Source organism: Pseudomonas auratipiscis, assembly GCF_036324085.1.
In the GTDB taxonomy this organism is placed as follows: Bacteria; Pseudomonadota; Gammaproteobacteria; order Pseudomonadales; family Pseudomonadaceae; genus Aquipseudomonas; species Aquipseudomonas auratipiscis.
The window spans coordinates 161,358-180,089 of sequence record NZ_JAZDCU010000004.1 but is presented as its reverse complement, the minus strand read 5'-3'; the positions used below and the strand labels follow the sequence as shown (position 1 = coordinate 180,089).

Sequence of the window (18,732 nt, the reverse complement as noted above, 5' to 3'; positions counted from 1 at the left end):
ATGAGTGGGATGGTGGCGCCGGTGATGAACACCCTCTCAACCGCGGATTAATGCGGCGTTAAACATAAAAAAGGGGCGTCCACTGCTGGACGCCCCTTCGCGCTGCATCAGGCCAAGCCTCAGTCGGTGGTGATCCGCGAATGCTTGCGGGTGTCTTTCATGAACACGTACACCAGCAACGAACAGGCGATACAAGCGGTCACGTACCAGTAGAAACCGGACTCCATGCCCTGGGCCTTGAACCACAGTGCGATGTATTCAGCGGTGCCGCCGAAGATCGACACGGTCAGTGCGTAAGGCAGGCCGACACCCAGGGCGCGGATTTCGGTTGGGAACAGTTCAGCTTTGACCACCGCGTTGATCGAGGTGTAGCCACTGACGATGATCAGTGCTGCCATGATCAGGAAGAACGCGCCCCACCAAGTCTGGATGGTGTGCAGCGTGGTCAGGATCGGCACAGTGCACAGGGTGCCCAGTACACCGAAGGCGATCAGGATCGGACGACGACCGATTTTGTCGGACAGGCTGCCAACGATCGGTTGCAGGCACATGAACAGGAACAGTGTGGCGGCCGAGATGGTGGTGGAGTCGGAGATGCTCATGCCCACCGTATTCACCAGGTACTTCTGCATGTAGGTGGTGTAGGTGTAGAAGGCCAGAGTACCGCCCATGGTCAGGCCGACCACGGTGGCCAGTTCCTTCGGATGACGCATCAATGTGCGCATCAGGCTTTCCTTGGACTTTTCCTTCTTGGTGAAGGAGGCGGTTTCTTCCATGCCACGACGCAGGTACAGGGCCACGACCGCGCACAGGGCGCCGATCACGAACGGTACACGCCAGCCCCAGGCATACAGTTGCTCGGTGGTCAGCGTTTGCTGCAGGACGATCAGCACCGCCAGAGCGATGAGCTGGCCCGAGATCAAGGTGACGTACTGGAAGCTGGAGAAGAAGCCACGACGATCTTTGGTCGCCATCTCACTGAGGTAGGTGGCCGAGGTGCCGTATTCGCCACCCACTGACAAGCCCTGCATCAAGCGCGCTACCACCAGCAGGACTGGGGCGGCTACACCGATGGTTTCGTAACCAGGCGTCAGGGCGATTACCAGCGAGCCTGCGCACATCAGCAATACCGAGGCCATCAGTGCTGCCTTGCGTCCCTTGCGGTCGGCGTAGATGCCCATCAGCCAACCGCCGATTGGGCGCATCAAAAAGCCTACGGCAAAGATTGCGGCGGTATTGAGAAGCTGGGCGGTAGAGTCCCCGGCAGGGAAGAAGGCTTTGGCGAAGTACAGGGAAAACGCGGCGTAGACGTACCAGTCGTACCATTCGACCATGTTGCCGATCGAACCACTGAAAATGGATTTCAGGCGACTGCGGGTAGTTTTTTCCGTGGCGGGCGCAATGGCCGCCCCGGCTGGCAGGGTGGTGGAGTTATCCATCTAGGGGACCTTCATCGTTATTTTTGTGGAGCGCGCCGAAACGCAACCTGACAGGGCTATAGCAGGAGCTGTGCCAGGTTCTGAAGGGCCGGCCTAGAAGGGTTTGAGCGTGTTGATGAGCGGAAATCCGCCCATGTCAGCCTTGGTGCTAGGCAAGATTCCGCTTATCGGGGGCTGTCTAAAGGAAGTCTTCGCGCATCAAGCCATGACGCTGCATCTTTTCGTTAAGCGTGCGGCGCGGCAGTTGCAGCTCTTCCATGACCGCTTTGATCTCGCCTTTGTGCCGGCTCAGGGCTGCACGCAGGCACTGCGCCTCGAACGCTTCCTGCTGGGCCGCGAGTGACTGCCCGGATTCGACCGCGGCAATGTCTGGTTCACCCAGACCAAGGGCATGACGCTCGGCAGCGTTGGCCAGTTCGCGAACGTTGCCGGGCCAGGCGTGGCTGAGCAGTTGGCCCAAATGAGCGCCGCTCAAGGCTGGCGCACTGCGGCCCATGCGCTCGCCGGCCAGACGGGCAAAGTGCTCGAACAGCAGGGGGATGTCTTCGCGCCGCTCGCGTAGCGGTGCCAGGCGCAGTTCCGCCACATTCAGACGGTACGCCAGGTCCTCGCGAAAACGTCCGGCGCGGGCTTCTTCGAGCAGGTCCGGCTTTGTCGCGGCGATGATGCGCAAGTCGACAGTGATGCTCTGGTTGGCGCCCAAGCGTTCCAGCTTCTGCTCTTGCAGTACACGCAACAGCTTGGCTTGCTGGGCCAGAGGCATGCTCTCGATTTCGTCGAGAAACACCGTGCCGCCATTGGCATATTCCAGCTTGCCGATGCGCTTGCCCTGCGCTCCGGTGAAGGCACCGCTTTCATGCCCGAACAGTTCAGCCTCGAACAATGCTTCGGGAATGGCGGCGCAGTTGAGTGCGACGAACGGTTTGTCGGCTCGCGGGCCGAAGTCGTGCAGACAGCGCGCGACCTGCTCCTTGCCACTACCGGTTTCGCCACGAATCAGTACGTTGACTGGCAGACTGGCCAGGTCCAGCACTTGTCTGCGCAACTGCTGCATGCCGTGCGACATTCCCAGAAGGTTAAGCTCAAGACGTGCCTTGAGGTCGGCCTGTTCATGCAGGCGGCGATTCTCCAGGACCAATTGGCGTTTCTCCAACGCCCGGCGCAGGCTGCCCAACAGGCTTTCCGGACTGAACGGCTTTTCCAGAAAATCGTAAGCGCCATTGCGGATGGCCTCGACCGCCATGGGCACATCGCCGTGCCCGGTCAAAAGGATCACTGGCAGGTCGGCATCACGTGCCTGAAGCTGATCGAGCAATTGCAGGCCGTCCATTCCAGGCATGCGCACATCACTGAGAATCACCCCTGGAAAGTGTTCGGGCAGTTGCTTCAGGCAGTCGTCGGCGCGGCTGAACAGTTGTACGTCGAAACCGGACAGACTCAGCCACTGCTCGACTGCAGTGCGGATACTGGCTTCATCATCGACAACCATTACCGAATTGAACATCAAGGCTCCAGATCGTAAGGCAGAGTAAAACTGAAACAGGCGCCGCCAGGTTGATTGTCTACCTCCAGGCGGCCGCCGGCCTCATGAATGATGCCATAGGAAATCGCCAGGCCCAGGCCCAGTCCGTCACCCACAGGTTTGGTGGTGAAAAACGGGTCGAAGACACTGCTCAGGTGCTCGGCGGATATACCCCCGCCACTGTCGAGCACGCTCAGTCGCCAATGTTCGGCCACGGCTTCGATACGGATCTCCAGGCGTTTGTAGCTTTTACCGGCCATGGCGTCCAGGGCATTGCGCAGCAGGTTGATCAGTACTTGCTCCAGACGAATGGCATCGCCGCGTATCCAGGCCGGGCGGGCCAGGTACTGAGCCACTTCGACCTGTTCGGCGCGAATCCGTGCATCCAGCAACTGTAGAGCCTGATCAACCACGGTGGCCAGGTCCAGGCGCTCGCGCAGGCCGCTGGGGCTGTTGCGGGCGAAGGTTTTCAGGTGACCGGTAAGTGCAGCCATGCGCTTGAGCATTTGCTCCAGCGGCTCCAGCGCCAGGCGCGCCTCATCGAAACGCTGGTTGTCGAGCAGCAGGCGCAGGGTGGCCAGTTGCATGCGTTGAGTGGTCAGCGGTTGATTGATTTCGTGCGCCAGGGCCGCCGACATCTGGCCCAAGGCGGCCAATTTGGCGGATTGCACCAACCCCTCTTGGGCTGTACGCAGCTCGCGGGTACGCTCTTCGACCAGGCGCTTGAGTTCTTCACGGCTGCGCTGGCGCAGGCGTGCCAGGCGCAAACGCTGGCTGATGAACAGCAGCGCGAATACCAGGCTCAGCCACACCGCTGCAGCAGCGAGTGCAGCATTGCGGCCATCGTCGCTGACCTGTGGCTTGCGCAGCAGGTGCAAGGTCCAGCCCTCGGCCTGCAAAGGCAAACTCTCCCAAATGTATTCGGTGTTGCCTTCAGGACCCTGGACCCGCATCAATTGGCTGTTGTCACCAAAGCGGTTGAGCACCTGATGCTGCAACGGCACCAGTTGTTGCTTGTCGTACTGACGGGTAGCGGCAAGTTCGGCACGGTCAGCGCTGCTCAGTGGACCAAGGTGGCGGTAGCGCCAGCCGTCCTGGTTGGCAATGAAGATGATCCCGCGAGCATCACTGACCAGCAGAATGTCGTTGCCTTGGCGCCATTCGCGTTCCAGTTCCGGAAATTCCAGTTTCACCACCATGGCGCCGAGAAAACGCTTGTTTTCATCCTGCACCGCGCTGGAAAGGAAATAACCGGGGACGCCGCTGGTCACGCCAATGGCATAGAAACGTCCACTGCCGTGGCTACGGGTTTGTTGGAAGTACGGACGAAAACCGTAATTGGAGCCGACGTAGGTGCTGGGCAAGCGCCAGTTGCTGGCAGCCACGGCAAGGCCGGTTCGGTCGAGCAACTCCAGGGTCGAGGAGTTGGCGGCGCCATTGATGCGTTCAAGCTTGCGATTGAGGGCATCCTGAACCTGTTCGTTGACCGGGCCTGCGAGTGCGTTGATCAATTCCGGGTCAAGGGCGAGGACTGCGGGCAGGGCACGGTAGCGTTCGATCAAGGTATGCAGCGACGTGGCGTACAAGCCCAATTGCTGGCTGGCGCGCCCGGCATCTTCGACCATCGACTGACGCTTGGCATGGTGCATCGCCCAGCCTGCAGTGAGGAGCATGCCGGCAAGGATGAAAAAAACGATCAGGCCCAAACGCAGGGCGCGGTACGAGTAGGGCATGGTGCGAATCCCGGCAGATTGAGAAGGCCTCCTGGCCTTCCCTTGGTGCTTGGCGGCGGCTTACAGCAGTTTGAAACGCTGCTGCTGAACGGTTTGCGAGTCCAGGCCGACCTGGACATTGAAATCGCCGGGTTCCGCTGCCCATTGCAGTTGGCTGTTGTAGAACTTGAGGTCTTGTTCGCTGATCTGGAAGCGTACAGTACGTTCTTCACCTGCTTTGAGCATGAGCTTCTGGAAGTTCTTCAACTCCTTCACCGGGCGGCTCATGGACGCGGCAACGTCTTGCACATACAACTGCACCACGGTTTCGCCGTCACGTTTGCCGGTGTTTTTCACACGTATGCTGGCTTCGAGGGACTGACCCTTTTCCAGGGTCTTGCTCGACAGCGTCAGCGCCGACAGGCTGAAGTCGCTGTAGCTCAGGCCGTAGCCGAAAGGGTAAAGCGGACCATTGGGTTCTTCGAAGTACTGCGAGGTGTAGTTACCAGGCTTGCCCGGGGTAAACGGCCGACCGATGCTCAGATGGTTGTAGTACATCGGGATCTGGCCGACAGAGCGCGGGAAGGTAATCGCCAACTTGCCCGACGGGTTGTAGTCACCGAACAGAACGTCGGCAATTGCGTTGCCACCTTCGGTGCCGCTGAACCAGGTTTCGAGAATGGCATCGGCCTGTTCACGTTCCCAGGCCAGCGACAGTGGGCGGCCGTTCATCAGCACCAGTACCAGAGGCTTGCCGGTGGCTTTAAGGGCCTTGATCAGCTCGCGCTGAGCCGCGGGAATTTCCAGCGTGGTACGGCTCGACGACTCGTGGGACATGCCACGGGACTCACCGACCACGGCCACCACGACATCGGACTGTTTGGCTGCCTTGACGGCCTCGTCGATCAGCACGGCGGCCGGACGTGGGTCGTCGACGATTTCCGGAGCATCGAAGTTGAGGAAGTTCAGGTAGTCGAGAATGGCTTTGTCGTGGGTGATGTTGGAGCCTTTGGCGTAGATCACCTTGGCTTTGTCACCGAGCACCTGACGCATGCCTTCGCGCACCGTCACCGACTGATGCGGGCGACCGGCGGCGGCCCAACTGCCCATCATGTCGATGGGCGCGTCCGCCAGCGGACCGACCAGGGCAATGGTGCCAGCTTTTTTCAGTGGCAAGGTTTGCTCGTGGTTTTCCAGCAACACCAGGCTGCGACGTGCTACATCACGCGCTTCGGCGCGGTGCAGGCGGTTGTCGGCGTAGGTGTCGGCCGGGTCTTCACTGGCCTTGCCAATGCGTCGGTAAGGGTCGGCGAACAGGCCCATGTCATATTTGGCGCCCAGTACTTCACGCACGGCATTGTCGATGTCGGCCTGATCGATTTCACCCGCCTTGAGCAGGCTGGCCAGTTCCTCGCCGTACAACGAGTCGTTCATGCTCAGGTCGATGCCGGCCTTGATCGCAAGCTTTGCAGCCTCACGGCCATCGCTGGCCACGCCGTGGCGAACCAGTTCGGTGATGGCTCCGTGGTCACTGACGGTTACGCCTTTAAATCCCCAGTCCTTGCGCAGCAGGTCCTGCATCAGCCAGGTATTGGAGGTGGCTGGTACGCCGTTGATCGAGTTCAGGGCAACCATCACCCCGCCAGCGCCTGCATCGATGGCGGCGCGGTAAGGCGGCAGGTATTCGTTGAACATCTTCGTCGGGCTCATGTCGACGGTGTTGTAGTCGCGTCCGCCTTCCACCGCGCCGTACAGGGCAAAATGCTTGACGGCAGCCATCAGGCTGGTGGGCTCGGCCGGGCTCTTGCCCTGGAATGACTCGACCATTACCTTGGAAATGCGTGAGACCAGATAAGTGTCTTCGCCAAAACCTTCACTGGTGCGGCCCCAGCGCGGGTCGCGGGCGATATCGACCATGGGCGCGAAGGTCATGTCGATACCGTCGGAGGCGGCTTCAAGGGCGGAAACCCGGCCAACCTTGGCGATTGCATCCATGTCCCAGCTCGACGCCAGGGCCAGGCTGATCGGGAAAATCGTGCGATGGCCATGGATCACGTCATAGGCGAAGAACATCGGGATCTTCAGGCGGCTGCGACCTGCCGCGTCCTGCATCGGACGGTTCTCGGCACGGGTGATCGAGTTGAAGGTTCCGCCAATGCGGCCTGCGGCGATTTCCTTGCGGATCATTTCCCGGGGCATCTCCGGGCCGATGCTGATCAAGCGTAATTGGCCGATCTTCTCGTCCAGGGTCATCTGGCCCATGAGGTCGGCGATGAATACTTGTTTGTTCTTCAGCGGATCGGCAGATGTGTCGGCAAGGGCCGACTGACTGGCCAGGCTGACAAGGAGGCCCAGCAAACACAGCTTATTCATTAAGTTCTTTTCTCAAGGCTCATGGCAGTATTCACGGTGATACTGCCCAGCCGAAGTTGGGGAAGCGGCTATTGTTGTAGTTTGCTGGGCATCTTTTAGCCGATTGGGCCGTCACGATCCAGCGGCGGTGATCGATTATGCCTCAAGTACACACGTACACGCTGATCAAGGAGTAAGGCAACTATGCAGGCAATACAGTTCAAGGGCGCAAAGGTATGGCTGTTGCTGGTACTCAGCAGCATTCTGGCCGGTTGCGGGATCAACAACATTCCCAACTATGACGAGCAGGTAAAGGCTGCCTGGGCCCAGGTGCAGAACCAGTACCAGCGCCGCGCGGACCTGATCCCCAATCTGGTGGAAACCGTCAAAGGCTATGCCAAGCAGGAACAGGAAACCCTGACCGCGGTCATCGAAGCGCGTGCCAAGGCCACTTCGATCCAGGTTGATGCCAGCACCTTGGACGATCCGCAGAAGCTGCAACAATTCCAGCAGGCACAGGCGCAACTGACCGGTGCGCTCAGCCGCTTGATGGTGGTGTCGGAACGCTATCCGGACCTGAAATCGAACCAGAACTTTCTGGCCCTGCAGTCGCAGCTTGAAGGCACGGAAAACCGCATTGCCGTCGCGCGCAAGGATTTCATTGCCGCGGTGCAGCGCTATAACACCGAGATCCGCACCTTTCCCGGGCGCCTGTGGCACAGTGTGATGTACAGCAGCCTGCCGCTGCGAGAGAACTTCGAAGCCACCGCCACTGATGCCGACAAAGCACCTGAAGTGAAATTCTGATGCGTCTGCTGCAATGGGGGCTGCTGCTGGCGCTGCTGATTGTCACGCCGTTGCGCGCCGAGCCAAGTTTTCCGGCCTTGACGGGCCGTGTTGTGGACAACGCCGGCTTGCTCGATGGCGGCAGCCGCGCGCAGCTCGAACGGATGCTCACTGCCCACGAACAGGCGACTGGCGAGCAGGTGGTGGTTGTCACTGTCAAGGATCTGCAAGGGTTGCCCATCGAGGATTTCGGCTACCAGCTCGGACGCCATTGGGGCATCGGCCAGAAGGGCAAGGACAACGGCGCCCTGTTGATCGTCGCCCCGGCGCAGCGCAAGCTGCGCATCGAAGTTGGCTACGGTCTTGAGGAGCGTCTGACCGATGCCCAGGCTTCGGTGATTATCAACGGCATCATCACGCCAGCGTTTCGCCGTGGCGAGTTCAGCCTGGGCATTGTCCAGGGCACAGCTGCGATTCTCCAGGTGTTGGGTGGCAACCCTTTGGCCGAACCGTCGCGCGCTCAAGGTAGCGCTGAGGAGCAAGCGCCGGCCTGGGCCGTTGGCTTGTTCGTGCTGATGATTATCCTGGTCTTTGCCGCGCAGTCCTTGGGGCTGGGCGGTGGCGGGCGCGGTGGCCGTGGCGGTATGGGCGGTGGTTTTGGTGGCGGCTACGGCGGTTTTGGTGGTGGACGTGGTGGTGGAGGGGGCTTCAGTGGCGGCGGCGGTGGCTTCGGTGGTGGAGGTTCCTCCGGTGGTTGGTAGAACAGTAATCAAAGAGATAGCCCGCGCATGACATTGCTCACTGAACATGAACAGCGACAGGTAGCCGAAGCGATTGCCAAAGTCGAACGGCATACCGATGCCGAACTGGTCACGGTCCTGGCAGCCCGTGCTGACGACTACGCCTATATTCCGCTGCTCTGGGCCAGCTTGCTGGCCTTGCTGGTACCTGGCGCAGTTTATTATCTGGGCGGTTGGTTGAGCGTCAACGGTTTGCTGATCGCGCAATGGCTGACGTTTATTGTCTTGTGTCTGCTGTTTCGGCTACCTGGTGTGACGACCCGATTGATTCCCCGTTCGGTGCGCCACTGGCGCGCCTCGAACCTTGCCAGACGACAGTTTCTGGAGCAGCAGTTGCACCATACGGTGGGTGGTACCGGGGTGCTGATATTCGTCAGTGAGGCCGAGCGTTATGTGGAAATCCTCGTCGATGAAGGCATTTCCAGGCACTTGGACAACCAGGTATGGGAGGGCATCGTCCAGCGCTTTACCGAACAGGTTCGTCAAGGCCAGACCGTGCAGGGCTTTGTCGGCTGTATCGAGGCTTGCGGCGAGTTGCTGGCCAGCCATGTGCCAGTGACCCATGCGCGCAACGAACTGCCAAACCGCTTGGTCGTGCTCGGGTGATCTGTAAACGCTGATCGACAAAAGCTGTGCGCAGGCCGGTCATCCACGTAAAATGCCGGCACTGCGCCTAGCCGCTCCTTCCGCAATCCGAGGCACCCACCCCTGATGTCCGATTCCTTCACCGCCCAGGCCGCGCCGGATGCACGTGCGCAATTTCTGAGCCTGCTCGCCACCAGTCTGGAACAAAATGCCCTGATCAAGCTGGTGCTGGCGCGCCACGTCGGTACTGAAGAAGCCTTGCAACGGATCATTGCCAAGCCGCTTACAGTGAAGGGCCAGGCGTGCCTGTCCTTGGTCTACCGCTACCAGACCCGCGATATCACCCGTAACGTGCCGAACCAGGAAGCCCTGGCGCTGGTGGCAGAGTTGTTGCCCGCATCATTTCGCAATGCGCACCTGTCGAGTCTCAGTGATGAAGCACAGCTTGAGTTCAGCAAGAAGGGCAAACCGATGCTGCACCGCAAGGCTGTCAAGCAGGAACGCGAGGCGCCCGCCGGCGAACACGACCGGGAGAAAAAGCGCTATCTGGAACTGAGCCGGCCGTTTCTGCATGACCTGGGCGTGACCGACAAGCAGTGCGCCTTGATCCCGGCCATGTCACGCAAGTGGAAGCAGATCAACAAGTTCATCGAAGTGTTTTCCCATGCGTTGAACTCAGCGCCGCTGGCTGTCGATCAGCCGCTGCGCGTTGCCGACTTCGGCTCGGGCAAGGGCTATTTGACCTTCGCTATCCACGATTACCTGCGCAACACCTTGCAGCGCGAAGCCCAGGTAACGGGGGTCGAGTTGCGCCAGGACATGGTTGACCTGTGCAACGCCGCCGCTGCGGGTCTGGAGCATCCGGGACTGGTGTTCGAGTGTGGGGATGTGCGCAGCGTAGTGCCCAGCGCCATCGAAGTGATGATTGCTCTGCATGCCTGCGATATCGCTACCGACTATGCGATTCACACCGGAATTCGCTGCGGTGCGGCCATCATCATGTGTTCGCCGTGCTGTCATAAACAGATTCGTCCGCAGATGCACAGCCCGGGCCTGCTCAAACCGATGCTGCAGTACGGACTGCACCTGGGGCAGCAGGCAGAAATGCTCACCGACAGCTTACGTGCCTTGTATCTGGAAGCCTGTGGCTATGAAACCAAGGTGTTCGAGTTCATCTCGCTGGAACACACCAACAAGAACAAGATGATCCTGGCGGTGAAGCGTCAGGCGCCGCAGAATCCAACTGCCTTGCTGGAAAAAATCCAGCAGTTGAAGGCGTTCTACGGCGTTCAGGAGCACTGCCTGGAGACCTTGTTGCGCGCTGATGGCCTGATCGCAGCCTGAAGATCGATCCGCTCCCATTCTATGGGAGCGGGCTTGCCCGGTGATCAGGCTCGCACGGGCGCTGGATGCACCTGGGTCTTGCGCCCCAGGACTACGGTAGCGATCACGCCTGCAGCAAACACCCAGGTGATCGGCTCTACGTGCTCGCCGAAGAACAGCGCCGAAAAGGCGATGGTGAAGAAAATCTGCAGCAACTGGATCTGGCTGACGCGGGCGATCCCGCCCATCGCCAGTCCTGCGTACCAGGCAAAGAAACCAATGAACTGCGAAAACAGCGACACGTAGCCAAATGCCCACCAGGCTTTGGCACTCACTGGCCCCTGATGCTGCAGAGCCAGGTAAGCAACAGGGCCGATCAATAACGGGGTCGATAGCACCAACGCCCAGCAGATCACCTGCCAACCACCCATCTCCCGCGCGAGCCGCCCACCTTCGGCATAGCCCAGGCCACCCACGGCGATGGCCGCCAGCATTAGCAAATCGCCCGCCTGAATTTGTCCGGCACCCATGATCAAGGCGTATACAAGCACCAGTGCGCTGCCCAGCGCCGCACAAGCCCAGAAGGCTTTCGACGGGCGCTCATGGGACAGCCAGGCAGCATAGATGGCCACGCACAGAGGTTGCAGACCGTTGACCAGGGCGCCATGGGACGCCGGCACTGTCTGCATGGCCCAGGCGGAAAATACCGGAAAGCCGAGGATAACGCCCAGCGCTACCAGGCTAAGCCCCTTGATCTGCCGCCAGCTTGGCCATTTCTCTCGCCGCCAGAGCAGTAAGGCCGCGGCCGGGATGGCCGCCAGCAGGGCGCGGCCCAGCCCATTTAGCAGCGGATGCAGTTCCTGCACGACGATTCGGGTCATGGGCAGGGTCAGACTGAAAATGATGACACCGAGCAGCCCAAGGGCCATCCCGGTGTTTTCGCGGCTGGACATAACGAAAGCCTGTGACAGATGAGTCCCGTCATTGAGCCACAGCCGGCACGGATGATCCGGTTACAGTTGGTCACAAGTTCATCCGTACAGTTTGCTGTCGATCAGAAGAAGCGGGTGATGCTCACCTTGGCGTTGCGACCCTGGCTGTAGGCGTAGGCGCCGCTGAGTTCAGCGCGGTAGTCCTGGTTGAACAGGTTGTCGATGGTCAGGTTGACCTCGGTGCCCTTGAGGTACGGCTGCTGGGGCTTCCAATTGGCGAACAGACCGTGGAGCTGATAATCGTCGTTGGCGTAATGATCGTAATAGCGGTCACCCAGGGAACTGCCCGGGCCTTCGCGGTAGTTGTCGCTGGGCAAACGGTCGGTCTTGCGGATGAACTGTGCCTGCCAGCCCACCTTGGCATCCCAACTGGGGATCTTCACACCCAGGGTGGTGATCCATTTCGGCGCTGGAATGTCCTTGGCCCAGACATCCGGTCCCCAGGGGTTGGTGTAGGCCCCTTCATGGCGGCCGGTGATCCATGAGTACGACAGCGAGCCAAAGAGGTAGGTGGAGTCGTAGAAGCTTTCGACCTCGAAACCTTTGATCGTCACGCTTTTGATATTTCGGTAGTTGGACATCAAGCCTTTGCCGCATGCCTTGGAGATGCTTTCGCCGTTGACCAATTGTTGCGGGCAGCCAATGCCGGTGGCTTTGAAAATCTCGTCGTCGATCTCGTTGCGGAACAAGGTGGTGCGGATCAGCACCATGTCCTGGTCGGTGAATACACTCGACAGATTAGTGATGTTACCGGCGCGCAGAGCGGTCATGCGTTCCGGGTCAAGATTCCGGCTGGAAGCGGTACGAGTGCCCAGACCCTGGATTTCATACTGCTCATCGAGTACCGGGGCCCGCCATGTCTTACTGTAGTCGGCGAAGAAGGCCGTCTGGTCGTTGGTCTTCCAGAAGATCGACAGGCGTGGCGTCCAGCCGCTGTAGGTTTTTTCGCTGTAGTCGTGGCCCAGTTTTGGATTGTTGTAGAACGGCGCGTCGTTTTCCTTGCCCTTGTTGGCGACATGGTCGTAGCGCAGAGAGGGGGTCACAGTGACGTCTCCCAGGGTGATTGCATCCTGGATGAAGTAGCCCTGGCTGTCGACGCTACCGCTCGGCATGAAATTGGGTTGGTAGTGGCCGTTGTTGTACAGCGGGGTGTCGTATTTTGCCCCAGGCATCCACATTTGCGTGTCACGCTCGTGGCGACGTACCTGGAACCCCGACGTGAACGCATGTTCCAGGGGGCCTGTGGCGAACAGGCTGACGTTGCGTACATCGAGCATCTGGTCGGTGTATTCGGTGTCCATCTTACGCCCGCCGGTGGACGGCTGGAAAAACGCGGTGGCATCGCGCTCGTCGGTTTGCTTGGTATCAGATACCGAATACTTCACTTGCAGATCAATCAGCGGGTTGTTGATCGGCTGGTACTTATAGGTGGTCGACCAAGTGGTATCGGTGGTGGTGCGATTGGCCAGGTAGCGCTTGAGGGCATTGTCGTAGCCGAACCTGTCGATGTCGTTCTGGGTCGGCGGAGTAGGGTAGGCGGTGGAGGAGAAAGGCGCCCAGCGCTCGCTCTGAGAACGCGACCAGGAAAAGCCCAAGGTGTGTTCGTCAGTCAAGTGCATGTTGAACTTGAGCAGCCCGCCGTCCAGATCCAGGGCACTGTTGGGCAGGCGTTGGGGGTTGATCGGGTAGTCGTTGTCGGGATCCGGTAGGGTACCGGCCAGCTTCATGTCGCCACCGTCTCGCTTGGTCAGGTACACCAGCGCATCCATGCGGCCATCTTCGGTGCGCCCGAACAAGGCCGAGCTGTAGACCTGCTGGTGATCGTTACTGGCATAGCCGTATTTGAGCATGGCGCCGCTGTTGCGCCCTTCCTGCAGCAAATCGGGGGCATCTTTGGTGATCATGTTGACACTGCCGCCGAAGCCACCGTTACCGGTGAAGATCGAGTGCGGGCCTTTCTCCACTTCGATGTTCTTGATCAGCTCCGGCTCGATGAAGATGGTGCCCTGCTGGTAGCGCTCAAAGCCGCTTTTGGTCGCCCCATCGACAGTCATGGGTACGTCTTCGGCGTCGCCCAGGCCCCAGATATTGATGGTCTGGCCACCTGGTTTGGCCGATCCACCCATGTTCACCCCGGGCAGGGTCGATAGCACGCTGGGAATGTTGCTGGGCTGGTAGCGGTCGATATCCTCCTGGGTCAGGGTCGAGCGGCCAACGGTGCTGGGGTCAACCTGCAGGCCATCGCCAACAATGCTGACCGCGCCTAGTTGGATGCCATTGTCTGCTGTCGGATCATTGTCGCGCAGTCGCACCACATAAGTGTTTCCGACCTTGACCACGGCGAAGCGACTGTTGCGCAGCAACAGGTCGATGGCCGCCTGGGCTTCGTAAGTGCCGTTAATGGCAGGGGCTTGCACGCTGCGCAGCAGGGCTTCGTCAAACAGCAATTGCACCTTTGCCTGCTGGGCCAACTGGCTCAACGACACCGCCAGTGATTGTGCCGGCAGCTGCAGCTCGGCCGGAGCGGCCTGCGCCTGGAGGCTCAGGGCCAGGCAGGCTGCCAACAGCGATGGACGGGCAGACAGCGGTGAAAGTGGACGAAACGCACGCAACATGAAATCCCCCAGTACGGCAACAGATGCCAAAAAGGCCTGCAGTGACTACGCAGACGGGAGGAAGACGTGGCGGCGCTTGAAACCCTCATATGCGAATGAAAAATATTCTCAATTTATTTGCGCTCGATGCGCACGCGGCCATCGGCGAGGGTGACGGCCTTGACAGGGAGCAAGGCGGGCAGGGCATTGAGCAATGCATCGGGGTCTTCGACATCCAGGTTACCGGAGACCCTGTAGCGGCCCAACGCAGGGTCGGCGAGCAGGATCTCAGCGGAGCGATAGAGTGAAAGTTCATCGATCAGGCTGCTCAGTTCGCGATCGCGAAACGTCACATGACCACCGCGCCAGTCGGCCACCTCTTCATTGCTCAGGGTCTGCCAACTGACGCTGCCACGGGCCAGGTTGTAGGTGGCGCGCTGGCGAGCACCGAGCAGTGCCGATGGCTGGTGCTCTCCGGGCGTTTCCAGGGCGACCTGACCATGGGCGACGCTTACCACCAGTTCATGTCGACTGCGGCGCAGGTCGAAACCGGTACCCACTACCCGCACACGAGCACTACCGGCATCGACAAACAATGGCCGTTCCTTGTCGGCGGCAACATCGATGTAGAACTGGCCCTTGTCCAGATGGATCAGGCGCCGGTCGCCATCGAAATCAATGCGCACGTGGGTGTGCGCATTGACGCTCAATTGGCTGCCATCAGGCAGTTCGAGGGTCTGCGGCTGTTCGTTGTAGACCGCTACCGTCTGGGCGTAGTGATGGTTTGGCAGTCCCAGGTTGCCCGCCAGCAGCGCGCAAAGCACGGCTGCGGCCACCGCCAGTCCCGGGCGCCAATTTCTGACCTTGCGAGTAGGCAGAGGCACGGGTTGGTTTAGGGTTTTGAGTGCAGCCAAATCATCCCAGAGCTGGACGAACTGGGTGTAGGCTCGGGCATGTTCGGGCGTCTGCATCCACTGCTCGAACTCTTTGCGCACGGCTCTCGATGGCTTGTTGCGGTTGCGTGTGAACCAGCTGGCCGCCTGGGCATCGACCGAACGCTTATCGATTTCTGGGGTTGTAGTCATTCTGGCTGCTCCATGCCGTCGTCACTGTCCAGGCGTTGTTTGCAATGCAGCAGTGCAGCGGCAATGTGTTTTTCTACCATGCTCACGGAGATGCCCATGCGCTCCCCGATCTGTGCCTGCGTCAGACCTTCGAAACGGTGCAGCATAAGGGCTTCGCGGCGGCGCGGCGAGAGCTCGGCGAGAACACGTTTCAATTGCTCCAGGCGTTGTTGCTGCTGGGCATGGTTCAGCGGGTCATTGCGAGTGTCCAAGGTAGTGACGTCATCGGCCTGAGATTGTTCATCCAGCACGGCGTGACGAACACGTTGGCGGCGCCAGTGATCGTTGAGCAGGTTACGCGCGACCTGGAACAGAAAGGCTCGTGGCTGCTCTACCCGCGACCGATCACGATAGCCCAGCCACTGGGCGAACACATCCTGTGTCATGTCGGCGGCATCGCTGGCGTTATCCATGCGCTTGCGCAGGAAATGCAGGATGTCAGCATAAAACCCGCGGCACGTATCGTGGCCCAGCGAGTCCGGTTTGGGGCGTTGCATGCAAGCTTTCCAGGATGGAGCGAAGAAGAAAGCTGCGAATGTTAGCGATAATTATTGTGATTTGCCATGGCGAAATCATCATGCCGTCAGCGCCGCTTGCGCGTGACCAGCGGAACCGGAATTTCAAGCTCCGGCGCGCCCAGGGGGTGGCTGCTGGCGTCGAAGAAGTACAGCGGCAGGTCTGCCGTGTGGGCAAAGCGCTGGGTGTAGTGCTGCTTCTGGCTGATGATCGAGGCCTCGCTCAAGGGGCGGATGGCGATCGCCAGATACGCCGGGTGCGCCTCTTTGATAGCGTGCAGCAAGTGGCGGTCGCTGCCGTCCAGATGCTGGCCGAACAGGCACAGGCCACCTTGATGGCCGGCGAGTTCGCCCAGGCACCAAGTGAGGTAGTCGCAACTGCTGATGGCCTTGAGCTTGTCATCGCTGCTGCCTTCATTGACGAACAGGGGGACGTCACCCGGGGTATTGACCGCAAAGCCATCGAGCAGCTGACTATCGCTGGCGCTGCGCTGGCGAGTGCTGCCGTCCTGTTGCTTGAGCAGATGCAGGCCGCCGTGTAGATAGAGCAGGCGTGTCCCCGGTCTGCGGGTGTGGCGGATATCGAAAACGCCCTCTTCATTGAACAGCTGCTGGAATGCGTCCGGCGTCTGACTGGCGGCCCAGTGGCACAGCAAGTCGTAGTTGCTCGAATAGACGCTCTGGTAGTTACGCAGCTCGCTGTTGATCACCTGCAGCGTCGATTGCGGCAGCAGGCGCCAGGGGAGGTGGACGCTACGTACCGCGTGAATCAGTGCTTCCTTGATCGCGTAATAGCGATTCAAAGGCGCTGATGAACTGACCGCCAGGGCCGCATTAACACGTACGGTGGTGTTCAGCGCGCTGAGTACCGGCTCGAACAGCTCGGTACCGAGGGATTTGAACAACGCCTGATCAGTCAGGCCGAGCGGTTTGTGCCGCACCCGCTGGGCTTCTTCGAACAGGGAGAAATAGGTGAAAGGTCGCCACAATGCTCGACTGGCGCCGTTGCCCAGGAGCAGACCGCTGCAAGGATGGCTGGCAATCAGTTCCGGCCAGGAGTGAAGGCTGGCATCGAGGTTGGTGTGGGACATTCGGCATCTCTATGATGTGGCGGCAATCGGCGCGACTTTAGCATGCAACCGGCTTGTCATCAGCGTCGGCGACTATGCTGGATGCGCTGCACAATTGAGGTACGACTATGTTGCTTGAAGGGATCCGCCGCTATTGCTGCCTGGCGCTGTTGCCGCTCGCTGGCTTGAGCGATGCCGGACAGGGCAAGGCACTGGCGCATCTGCAGGGCATTGCTCACCCGGCAGTGATTGCCCATCGCGGCGCCTCGTTCGATGCGCCGGAGTCCACGGCGCCGGCCTACCTGTTGGCGCGTGAACTGGGGGCCGATTACCTGGAGTTGGATCTGCAACGCAGTCGCGACGGCGTGTTGGTTGCTGTGCATGACGATACGCTGCTGCGCACCAGTGATGTTGCGCAGCGTTTTCCCGAGCGCAAAAACAGCCCGGTCAGCGCTTTTACCCTAGCTGAATTGAAGTTGCTCGATGTCGGCAGTTGGTTCAACAAAGCCTATCCCGAACGTGCTCGGAGCCGTTTCGTGGGCTTGAAGATCCAGACGCTCGATGAGGTCATAGATATCGCCGAAGGCGATCCGCGCAAGCAGCCCGGGCTCTATATCGAAACCAAGAAACCGCGGTTGTTTCCCGGCATCGAGGCCCAGCTCAAGGCCCGCCTGCAGGCACGCGGCTGGCTCGAGCAACCGGGGCGGGTGGTGCTGCAGAGCTTTGACCGCAGCAGTCTGGCGTTACTGCAACAGGAGATGCCACAGGTGCCCAGGGTGTTGTTGTTATGGATCGGCGACGGCGGTATCGAGCCGGCATCCAAGCAGACCTTCGCTCAATCGGGTGAATCCGACAAGGCGGCGTTCTACGCCCGACAACAGCCCGAGAGCCAGGCTGAGTTCGAACGCTGGCTTGATTACGCCAAAGCGACGGGTGCCATTGGTGTCGGCCCATCGGCGGCGCGCTCGGCCGGAGGTGCGCAGAGTTACGCCGACCTGGCGCAGCCGTGGATGAACCGTCTTAGCCATGACAAGCAACTATTGGTGCATGTCTACACCGTTGACGAAGAAGTGGACTTCGCCAAGGTCATGGCTGCTGGGGTAGATGGAATCTTCACCAATCGCAGCGGCAATTTGTTGCGCCACTTCTCGCGCCCGGCAGCCCTGAACGAAGTGCAAATACTCGACGAACAAGGCTATTGAGGATCTGGTCTGGATCCAATAGCTACCGTAGACTGCGCGTTTTGCGTGTTCGCTCGGAACCCTTTGCCAATGACCTTTTCGCTGCTGTTTGCCGTAATGGCTTCTGGTTTTATCTATGGCATCACCCCGGGTCCGGGTGTGCTGGCGGTGCTGGGCATTGGCGCTGCGCGCGGCCGCAAGGCCGGTGCGGGCTTTCTCTGCGGTCACCTGCTCGGCGATGTGCTGTGGTGCAGCACGGCGCTGGTCGCTATTGTCGGGGCCCGTCAGATTGGCAGTTCGGTGTTCGATATTCTTGGCCTGCTCAGCGGTCTGTATCTGTTCTGGCTGGGTTGGCGCGCGTTGCGCAGCCGTCCTGGCAGCGCTGACGGTGAGCGCGGTCCTGTACGCAAGCCGTTCTGGCATGGTGTGGTGTTCGGCCTGACCAATCCCAAGGCCTACCCGGTGGCAGTTGCAACCTTCACCGCCTTGCTCTCCAGCCGCGCCGAAGCATTGGACTGGTCGATGCTGCCAATGCTCATCGCACTGAGCTTTGTCGGTGGCCTGCTGGCCTACGTAATCCTTATCGCGGTGGTTGGCGCGCGCCATGTGCGCACGCTCTATACCCGCTACGAACTGTGGATCACCCGGGCTTGCGGGCTGATGTTCATCGGCTTTGCCGTCAATGCCTTGATGCATGCTCTGCCGGGGCTGATGCCGCAGCGCTAAGGCTGCGGCCC

At 60.1% G+C, this 18,732-nt stretch carries 15 protein-coding genes; 6 read left to right on the top strand and 9 right to left on the bottom strand.

The window, feature by feature from the left end:
* Nucleotides 1-119 precede the first annotated feature (119 nt).
* The 4 genes from V0R60_RS07445 to bglX form a co-directional block, all read right to left on the bottom strand.
* Entirely contained in the window at nucleotides 120-1,439 is a 1,320-nt protein-coding gene (locus tag V0R60_RS07445) for an MFS transporter (protein WP_136474787.1), read from the bottom strand.
* A gap of 178 nt (nucleotides 1,440-1,617) precedes the next feature.
* Complete coding sequence (locus V0R60_RS07440; RefSeq protein WP_136474788.1) at nucleotides 1,618-2,943, bottom strand: sigma-54-dependent transcriptional regulator; 1,326 nt, start codon at nucleotides 2,941-2,943, stop codon at nucleotides 1,618-1,620.
* Complete coding sequence (locus V0R60_RS07435; protein WP_136474789.1) at nucleotides 2,943-4,694, bottom strand: ATP-binding protein; 1,752 nt, start codon at nucleotides 4,692-4,694, stop codon at nucleotides 2,943-2,945. The genes V0R60_RS07440 and V0R60_RS07435 overlap by 1 nt, the downstream gene beginning before the upstream one ends.
* Before the next feature lie 60 nt (nucleotides 4,695-4,754).
* A complete protein-coding gene (gene bglX / locus V0R60_RS07430) occupies nucleotides 4,755-7,046 on the bottom strand; it encodes a beta-glucosidase BglX (protein ID WP_136474790.1) in 2,292 nt (763 codons plus the stop codon).
* A gap of 183 nt (nucleotides 7,047-7,229) precedes the next feature.
* Between bglX and V0R60_RS07425 the strand changes: the two genes are divergently transcribed.
* The 4 genes from V0R60_RS07425 (at nucleotide 7,230) to V0R60_RS07410 (ending at nucleotide 10,540) form a co-directional block, all read left to right on the top strand.
* A complete protein-coding gene (locus tag V0R60_RS07425; protein WP_136474791.1) occupies nucleotides 7,230-7,832 on the top strand; it encodes a LemA family protein in 603 nt (200 codons plus the stop codon).
* Nucleotides 7,832-8,572 carry a TPM domain-containing protein gene (locus tag V0R60_RS07420; protein ID WP_136474792.1) on the top strand — a complete coding sequence of 247 codons (741 nt, stop codon included), beginning with the start codon at nucleotides 7,832-7,834 and terminating at the stop codon, nucleotides 8,570-8,572. Before V0R60_RS07425 ends, V0R60_RS07420 begins: the two co-directional genes overlap by 1 nt.
* A gap of 27 nt (nucleotides 8,573-8,599) precedes the next feature.
* Nucleotides 8,600-9,217: a TPM domain-containing protein gene (locus tag V0R60_RS07415; protein WP_330080190.1), complete on the top strand. Its 618-nt coding sequence runs from the start codon at nucleotides 8,600-8,602 to the stop codon at nucleotides 9,215-9,217.
* A gap of 105 nt (nucleotides 9,218-9,322) precedes the next feature.
* Nucleotides 9,323-10,540 (top strand): class I SAM-dependent methyltransferase, encoded by a 1,218-nt coding sequence (locus V0R60_RS07410; RefSeq protein WP_330080189.1) that lies wholly within the window; start codon nucleotides 9,323-9,325, stop codon nucleotides 10,538-10,540.
* Nucleotides 10,541-10,584: 44 nt separating this feature from the next.
* On the opposite strand, the gene V0R60_RS07405 is transcribed toward V0R60_RS07410, so the two are convergent.
* The 5 genes from V0R60_RS07405 to V0R60_RS07385 form a co-directional block, all read right to left on the bottom strand.
* The gene (locus V0R60_RS07405) at nucleotides 10,585-11,472 is read right to left on the bottom strand and encodes a DMT family transporter (RefSeq protein WP_330080188.1); all 888 of its coding nucleotides are present in this window, start codon (nucleotides 11,470-11,472) and stop codon (nucleotides 10,585-10,587) included.
* Nucleotides 11,473-11,573: 101 nt separating this feature from the next.
* Nucleotides 11,574-14,126 carry a TonB-dependent receptor gene (locus V0R60_RS07400; RefSeq protein WP_330080187.1) on the bottom strand — a complete coding sequence of 851 codons (2,553 nt, stop codon included), beginning with the start codon at nucleotides 14,124-14,126 and terminating at the stop codon, nucleotides 11,574-11,576.
* 113 nt (nucleotides 14,127-14,239) lie between these two features.
* Entirely contained in the window at nucleotides 14,240-15,190 is a 951-nt protein-coding gene (locus tag V0R60_RS07395) for a FecR family protein (protein ID WP_330080186.1), read from the bottom strand.
* Nucleotides 15,187-15,726 carry an RNA polymerase sigma factor gene (locus V0R60_RS07390; RefSeq protein ID WP_136474798.1) on the bottom strand — a complete coding sequence of 180 codons (540 nt, stop codon included), beginning with the start codon at nucleotides 15,724-15,726 and terminating at the stop codon, nucleotides 15,187-15,189. Before V0R60_RS07390 ends, V0R60_RS07395 begins: the two co-directional genes overlap by 4 nt.
* Before the next feature lie 86 nt (nucleotides 15,727-15,812).
* On the bottom strand, nucleotides 15,813-16,835 hold the full coding sequence (locus tag V0R60_RS07385; RefSeq protein WP_330080185.1) for a DUF4917 family protein: 1,023 nt from the start codon (nucleotides 16,833-16,835) through the stop codon (nucleotides 15,813-15,815).
* Between the two features lie 107 nt (nucleotides 16,836-16,942).
* Between V0R60_RS07385 and V0R60_RS07380 the strand changes: the two genes are divergently transcribed.
* Together V0R60_RS07380 and V0R60_RS07375 are read left to right on the top strand one after the other, a co-directional pair.
* A complete protein-coding gene (locus V0R60_RS07380; protein WP_136474800.1) occupies nucleotides 16,943-18,016 on the top strand; it encodes a glycerophosphodiester phosphodiesterase in 1,074 nt (357 codons plus the stop codon).
* A 69-nt stretch (nucleotides 18,017-18,085) separates the two neighbouring features.
* Nucleotides 18,086-18,721 (top strand): LysE family translocator, encoded by a 636-nt coding sequence (locus tag V0R60_RS07375; RefSeq protein WP_136474801.1) that lies wholly within the window; start codon nucleotides 18,086-18,088, stop codon nucleotides 18,719-18,721.
* The last annotated feature ends 11 nt before the right edge of the window (nucleotides 18,722-18,732 follow it).

Coding starts and splice junctions, on each gene's coding strand:
- V0R60_RS07445 (WP_136474787.1), bottom strand. CDS start 1,439: ATGGATAACTCCACCACCCTGCCAGCCGGGGCGGCCATTGCGCCCGCC.
- V0R60_RS07440 (WP_136474788.1), bottom strand. CDS start 2,943: ATGTTCAATTCGGTAATGGTTGTCGATGATGAAGCCAGTATCCGCACT.
- V0R60_RS07435 (WP_136474789.1), bottom strand. CDS start 4,694: ATGCCCTACTCGTACCGCGCCCTGCGTTTGGGCCTGATCGTTTTTTTC.
- bglX (WP_136474790.1), bottom strand. CDS start 7,046: ATGAATAAGCTGTGTTTGCTGGGCCTCCTTGTCAGCCTGGCCAGTCAG.
- V0R60_RS07425 (WP_136474791.1), top strand. CDS start 7,230: ATGCAGGCAATACAGTTCAAGGGCGCAAAGGTATGGCTGTTGCTGGTA.
- V0R60_RS07420 (WP_136474792.1), top strand. CDS start 7,832: ATGCGTCTGCTGCAATGGGGGCTGCTGCTGGCGCTGCTGATTGTCACG.
- V0R60_RS07415 (WP_330080190.1), top strand. CDS start 8,600: ATGACATTGCTCACTGAACATGAACAGCGACAGGTAGCCGAAGCGATT.
- V0R60_RS07410 (WP_330080189.1), top strand. CDS start 9,323: ATGTCCGATTCCTTCACCGCCCAGGCCGCGCCGGATGCACGTGCGCAA.
- V0R60_RS07405 (WP_330080188.1), bottom strand. CDS start 11,472: ATGTCCAGCCGCGAAAACACCGGGATGGCCCTTGGGCTGCTCGGTGTC.
- V0R60_RS07400 (WP_330080187.1), bottom strand. CDS start 14,126: ATGTTGCGTGCGTTTCGTCCACTTTCACCGCTGTCTGCCCGTCCATCG.
- V0R60_RS07395 (WP_330080186.1), bottom strand. CDS start 15,190: ATGACTACAACCCCAGAAATCGATAAGCGTTCGGTCGATGCCCAGGCG.
- V0R60_RS07390 (WP_136474798.1), bottom strand. CDS start 15,726: ATGCAACGCCCCAAACCGGACTCGCTGGGCCACGATACGTGCCGCGGG.
- V0R60_RS07385 (WP_330080185.1), bottom strand. CDS start 16,835: ATGTCCCACACCAACCTCGATGCCAGCCTTCACTCCTGGCCGGAACTG.
- V0R60_RS07380 (WP_136474800.1), top strand. CDS start 16,943: ATGTTGCTTGAAGGGATCCGCCGCTATTGCTGCCTGGCGCTGTTGCCG.
- V0R60_RS07375 (WP_136474801.1), top strand. CDS start 18,086: ATGACCTTTTCGCTGCTGTTTGCCGTAATGGCTTCTGGTTTTATCTAT.